At 67.8% G+C, this 6,453-nt stretch carries 4 protein-coding genes; 3 read left to right on the top strand and 1 reads right to left on the bottom strand.

The window, feature by feature from the left end:
* Positions 1-65: 65 nt before the first annotated feature.
* The gene (locus QMX96_RS18725; RefSeq protein ID WP_043860925.1) at positions 66-359 is read right to left on the bottom strand and encodes a hypothetical protein; all 294 of its coding nucleotides are present in this window, start codon (positions 357-359) and stop codon (positions 66-68) included.
* A gap of 104 nt (positions 360-463) precedes the next feature.
* On the opposite strand from QMX96_RS18725, the gene pbpC reads away from it, so the two are divergent.
* From pbpC to QMX96_RS18710, 3 genes are all read left to right on the top strand, one after another.
* Entirely contained in the window at positions 464-2,806 is a 2,343-nt protein-coding gene (gene pbpC, locus QMX96_RS18720) for a peptidoglycan glycosyltransferase PbpC (RefSeq protein WP_282362209.1), read from the top strand.
* Positions 2,807-3,092: 286 nt separating this feature from the next.
* Positions 3,093-4,589, top strand: coding sequence for a collagen-like triple helix repeat-containing protein (locus QMX96_RS18715; RefSeq protein WP_349016794.1), 1,497 nt, complete (start codon positions 3,093-3,095; stop codon positions 4,587-4,589).
* Between the two features lie 109 nt (positions 4,590-4,698).
* Positions 4,699-6,372 carry a POTRA domain-containing protein gene (locus QMX96_RS18710; RefSeq protein WP_043860928.1) on the top strand — a complete coding sequence of 558 codons (1,674 nt, stop codon included), beginning with the start codon at positions 4,699-4,701 and terminating at the stop codon, positions 6,370-6,372.
* Positions 6,373-6,453 lie beyond the last annotated feature (81 nt).

The following is a 6,453-nucleotide window of genomic DNA, read 5'->3' as shown; positions in this document are numbered from 1 at the left end:
GGTCAAGCCCGCTCCCACAAGGGTCGCAGTAATCCCTGTGGGAGCGGGCTTGACCCGCGATGCTGTCACCGCACCACCCAGCTCAACACCCACAACCCCAGCATCAGCCAGATGATCCCCATGATGATCGAGGCGCGCATGAACGCGCGCACCGCCGAGTACAGCAACAGCAGGCCGATCACCAGCATCAGGATGCTGACCAGCGAGGTGTCCATGCCCAGTGTGCGTGCCAGGCCGTCGATGAAGTTGCCGCCGGCATTGGCCAGCAGATTGAACAACCCGCTCAGGGCATCCACCACGAAGCGGATCACCGCGCCGAGCGCTTGCCCCAGCCATTCGAAAAAACCTTCTACATGCATAATCGCTTCCTGATCGACGCTACGGCGCAGTCGCCGTGCCCAGAGCTTTGGCCATCATCCTGCCGGCTCGGTTCCTCACCCACGCAAAAAGGTGTCCGCGCCTGATGTTCAGCTTAGCCCGACCCCGCTCGCGCATCGCCCGGCTGCTGTGCGCCGCCTTTGTCTGCGTGCTGTTGCTGTGGCTGGCTGATCGCCTGTGGCCATTGCCGATGCCGGCCGACGATCTGGCGCGGGTGGTGCTGGCCGAAGACGGCACGCCGCTGTGGCGCTTTGCCGATGCCGAGGGCGTGTGGCGCTACCCGGTCACCCTAGAGCAGGTGTCGCCTTACTACCTCGAAGCCTTGCTCACCTACGAGGACCGCTGGTTCTACCGGCACCCCGGGGTCAACCCGCTGGCCCTGGGCCGTGCCGCCTGGCAGAACCTCACGGGCGGGCGCGTGCTGTCGGGCGGCAGCACGCTGTCGATGCAGGTGGCGCGCCTGCTCGACCCGCACTCGCGCACGCTGCCGGGCAAGTTGCGCCAGGTGTGGCGCACCGCGCAGCTGGAATGGCACCTTTCCAAACGCCAGATTCTGGAGCTGTACCTCAACCGCGCACCGTTCGGCGGCACCCTGCAGGGTGTGGCGGCAGCCAGCTGGGCGTACCTGGGCAAGTCGCCCTTGCAACTGACCCCGGCCGAGGCCGCGCTGCTCGCAGTGTTGCCCCAGGCGCCCAGCCGTCTGCGCCCCGACCGCCACCCGGAGCGCGCGCGCCTGGCCCGGGACAAGGTGCTGCAACGCCTGGGCGAGTACCAGGTGTGGCCGCAGCAGCGCATCGCCGAAGCGCAGGAAGAACCGCTGCTGCTGGCACCACGCCAGGAGCCGGCGTTGGCTCCGCTGCTGGCTCGCCGGCTGAACCGTGCCGACAGCCCGCCGCTGATCCACACCACCCTCGACGCTGCGCTGCAACGGCGCCTGGAAGACCTGCTGCTGGGCTGGCGCGCACGCCTGCCCGAGCGCACTTCGGCGGCGATCCTGGTGGTGGAGTCGCAGACCATGGCAGTGCGCGCCTACCTGGGGTCGGTGGACCTTGGCGATGAGCGCCGTTTCGGCCACGTCGACATGATCACTGCCCTGCGTTCGCCGGGCTCGACCCTCAAGCCGTTCCTGTACGGCATGGCCATGGATGACGGCCTGATCCATTCGGAGTCGTTGCTGCAGGATGTGCCACGCCGCTATGGCGACTATCGCCCCGGCAATTTCTCGATGGGTTTCAGTGGCCCGGTGGCGGCCAGCTCGGCATTGGCGTTGTCGCTCAACCTGCCGGCGGTGCAGTTGCTCGAAGCCTACGGGCCCAAGCGCTTTGCCGCGCAGATGCGCATGGGCGGCATGCCGCTGAGCCTGCCGATGGCGGCCGAGCCGAACCTGTCGCTGATCCTGGGCGGCGCCGGCAGCCGCCTCGAAGATCTGGTCAGTGGCTACAGTGCGTTCGCCCGCGACGGCATGAGCGCGCCGCTGCGCCTGCAACCGGATGCGCCGCTGGTCGAGCGCCGGCTGCTGTCGCCGGGTTCGGCGTGGATCATCCGGCGCATCCTCAGTGGCCAGGCGCGTCCCGACCGCGACCCGCACGCCGAACTGGTGCAGCGCCCGCAGCTGGCCTGGAAGACCGGCACCAGCTACGGCTTTCGCGATGCCTGGTCGATCGGCGTGGGGCCGCGCTACCTGATCGGCATCTGGATCGGCCGCCCCGACGGCACCCCGGTGCCGGGGCAGTTCGGCCTGGCCTCGGCCGCGCCGCTGATGCTGCAGGTGCATGACGTGCTGAGCAACCGCGACAGCCAGCGCGGCATTGCCGCCCCGGTGCCGGCAGTGCCGGGCAACGTCGGGGTGGCCGCGATCTGCTGGCCGCTGGGCCAGCCGATGGCACGCACCGACCCCAACTGCCGGCGCCAGCGCTTTGCCTGGACCCTGGACAACACCACGCCGCCGACCCTGCTCGCGCAGGACCAGCCCCTGGGTGTGGGGCTGCTGGAGAAGGTGTGGGTGAATGCCCGGGGCCTGCGGGTGGATGCAGCCTGTGCGGGGGCCGCGCCGCGCGACATCGCGCTGTGGCCGGCACCACTGGACCCGTGGTTGCCGCGCCTGGAGCGGCGCGAGGCGCGTTTGCCGGCCATCGACCCGAGCTGCCCGCCGCAGGTACCGGCCAGTGCCGCGCCGTTGTCGGTGGTGGGGATACGCCCGGGCGACCAGTTGCGTCGTCCCGCCACCAGCCGCGATGCCCTGCACCTGAGCGTTTCGGCGCTGGGTGGCGAAGGCCAGCGCTGGTGGTTCCTCAACGGCGCACCCCTGGGCGAGACCACAGCCCAGGCGGCGCTGGCCGTGAACCTGGAGGAGGTGGGGCGCTACGAGCTCAGCGTGCTGGATGCCAGCGGGCAGACCGCGCGGGTCGAGTTCCAGGTCAACGACTGACCGTGCACCCGTAAGATGGATATAACGCGAAAGGGGAAGGGCTGCCAAAGCACCTTCCCCTTGCTTTCAAGTGCCTGAAGCAAAAGGGCTTTTGCTGGTGCTGCGACTGTATATATCGGGTTAATACCAAGCTCAGAATTGTTCCCCTTGCGCCTGCGCGCTCAGATAGCTGCAACGGACGTGGAGTGGCCGGAAACCCGGTGCTTCACACCTATAAAAGCAGCGGCAGCAGTAGCAGGGAGTCGCCATGAAAACTCAAGCGTGGATCAAAGCAAGTACGGCAGTGATGTTGATCTTGACCGTGAGCCTGGCCGGTTGCAGCAGCGGCGGTGGCGGTCACAAGAGTCACGTAAGCAGTTCCACACCCGATTCGGGTACCGATGGCGGCAGTGGTGGTGGCGGTACCGGCGGCGGTACTGACGGTGGTGGCGGCACAGGTGGTGGCGGTACGGACGGCGGTGGTGGTACTGGCGGTGGCGGTACGGACGGCGGTGGTGGCACCGGCGGTGGCGGTACGGATGGCGGCGGTGGCAACAATGGTGGTGGCGGCAACAACGGTGGTGGCACGACCTCGACCACGGTCGTCGGCCAGGTGGTGGCCCAGGTTGGCAGCGGCGTGTCGGGCGTGGGCACGGGCGTGTCCGGCGTGGGCAACGCCGTCAGCGGCGTACCGGTAGTGGGCAGCACCGGTGCCGGCGACCTGGTGACGGCCAGCGGCAACGCCGTCACCAGCATCGGCGATGGCCTGGGCAAGGGCCTGGGTACGCTTGGCACTGGCAGCAATGCCCTGGGCGAGACGGTCAAGGGCGTGGGCAACGGGGTGTCGGATATCGGCGGCGGGGTCAAGTCGGTGGCCAGCAGCCAGTTGATCGAACAGATACCCGTGGTCAACGGTGTGGTGGACAAGGTCGGCGACGTGGTGGTGATGCTTGGCGATACCCTCAGCACCCAGAGCACCACCGGCAAGCTGGGCAACCTGAACCAGCAATTGAGCAACCAGGTGGTCAAGGTGGTGTCGCTGGTGGAAGGCGCCACCGGCAAGGTGGGTGATGCCACCGGGGTGGGTGCACCGGTCAGCGGCCTGTTGAACAAGGTTGGCAGCGCAGTCGACGGGGTGGGCGACAAGGTCGCCAGTGCCGGCAACGGCAACCCGCTGACCACCGCCGTCGGCGGGCTGGTAAGCCATGTCGGCACGGCGGTCGGCACCAGCGGTGGCCTGGTCAACACCGGCACCGGCAGCGGTGGCAGCGCCCCCGGTGCGGGGCTGCTGGAAACCGCCGGTGGCGCCGTGGCGGGCCTGGGCAGCGGGCTCGGCGCCGGCAGCAGCAACGGCCTGCTCGACGCCGCAGGCAGCACGGTCAACAAGGTGGGCCAGACCGTGGCCTCGCTGGGGCCGGTACTGGGCGGCAATGGCGTGGCCAGCGTGCCGGCCGGGGTGCCCACCGCTGCGCTGGGCAACAGCGTGGGCGCCGGCCTCACCCCGGTGGTGAGCGGTGTGACCAGCGTTACCCAGCAGGTAGGCGCGGCAACCGGCATCGGTGCGCCGGTCAACGGCCTGGTCACCAAGGTGGGCAGCGCAGTCAGCGGGGTGGGCAATCAGATTGCCGCAGCCGGCAACAACCCGGTCACCACCCAGCTGGGGGCGACGGTCAATGCCGTGGGCGGCACCGTGGGCCAGGTCGGTACCCTGGTCAACGGCAACGGGCAAGGGGGCGGCGGCGTGGGCGGTCTGCTCAATGGCCTGACCACCGGCCTGAAAGGCGGCCTCGGGGGTAACAAGTAACTAAATGGCCATCATCGATTAGACGATTTTACGGGCAACACCTACGCTTGAGGCTGACGAGGGAACCGTCTTTGGTTCCCTCGTATTTTTCAGGATCATGGAGTGTCCTATGCGATCGATGTTCGTCGCGTTATTGGGTCTGTCCTGGGTGGCTTCGCTGCATGCCGAGCCCCTGCCGAGCTTCCTCAACAGCAACGAGACCGAGCGCAAGCTGCCAGCGCCCAACCTGCCCGCCGATGCCTTTCGCCCCGTCACTCCCCAACTGAACCTGCCCGCACCGGATGCCGGCCAGCAGCCACAGCCGCTGCTGATGGGCACGCGGGTGCGCGTGCAGCGGGTGCGCATCGAAGGCGGCACCATCTACCCGCTCAGCGAACTGCGCGACAACTACCAGGGCCTGCTCGACCGCGAGGTGACCCTGGGCGAGCTGATCGAGGCCACCCGCCGCCTCACCCAGCGCTACCAGCAGGATGGCTACCTGTTGTCGTATGCCTACCTGCCGCCGCAGGACTTCGCCGAAGGCCGTCTGCGCGTGGTGCTGGTGGAAGGCTACATACGTGATTACGAACTGCAGGGCGATGTGGGGCCGGTGTCGGCCTACCTCGACAAGCTGGTGGGCAAGCTCAAGGCCGAGCGCCCGCTCACCCGCAAGACCTTCGAACGCTACACCGCGCTGATGAGCCGGGTGCCGGGCCTGACCTTGCAGGCCCAGGTGCCGCCGCCGGGCACCACCGACGGCGCCACGCGGCTTATCGCGCAGGCCTCGCGCAAGCCGTTCACCAGTACCTTGAGCCTCACCGACGGCAGCCGCGACGACACCCAGGCGCTGCTCGGCCTGAACAGCAACGCCCAGACCGCGGTGGCCGAGCAGTTGAGCTTCAGCGCGCTGTTCCCGCCGGGGCAGGATGACGAACGCTACTACCGTCTCGACTACTCGCAGTACGTGGACGCCGAAGGCACCCAGCTCAATCTTTCGGCCTCGACCTACCGCAGCAACCCGGCGGCGCGGGTGCGCCTGGAGAACGGCATCGACCTCAAGCAGCACCGCGAGAACGACCGTTACTCCATCGGCCTGAGCCAGGCGCTGATCGCCTCGAGCAACGAATGGCTGAACGTGGCAGCGCGCTTCTATGCGGTGAACGACAGCACCGACTACCGGGTGGTCGGCCTGCCATTGAAGGTCAGTACCCGCACCGATGTGCGCGCCTTTGCCTTCGAGGCAGACTGGAGCAAGTCGGACGCGCAGCAGCTGCGCATACTCAGTGCCGGTGTTTACCAGGGCCTCGATCACTTCGGTGCCAAGACCGACAGCGACTACGACCTGGACTTTTTGCGCCTGCGCCTGTCGGGGGTGCAGAGCGACCGGTTCTTGCAGAACTGGCAGGGGGTGGCATCGGCGGCGCTGTACTGGACCGACGACAGCCTGCCCGACAGCGAGCGCGCGGTGTTCGGCGGGCAGAACTTCGGCCGCGGCTACCCCAGCGATCAGGCTTCCGGCGACAAGGGCTGGGGTGCGGCATACGAGGTCAACTACAGTTTCAAGCGCGATGGCAGCTGGCTCAAGGTACTGCAGCCGTACGTGGTGGTAGACGCCGCGCGTACCTGGTTCAACGAGCTGGCGGTGCGTGATTCACGATTGTCGTCGGCGGCGCTGGGGCTGCGCTTTGGCGATGCGCGCTACTACAACATCTCGCTGGAGGCGGCCAAGCCGATGTCGGATATCGCGCTGGACAGCTTCAATCGGCGGCCACGGTACACGTTGAGTTTCAGTTACCAGCTGTGACGACCGATCGCGGGTCAAGCCCGCTCCCACAAGGTACGCGCACTACCTGTGGGAGCGGGCTTGACCCGCGATGGCCGCGTG

Source organism: Pseudomonas sp. PS01300 (assembly GCF_029960155.1).
Classification (GTDB): Bacteria; Pseudomonadota; Gammaproteobacteria; order Pseudomonadales; family Pseudomonadaceae; genus Aquipseudomonas; species Aquipseudomonas palmensis.
The sequence above is the reverse complement of the archived record's forward strand: the minus strand, read 5'-3'. Positions and strand labels throughout refer to the sequence as shown.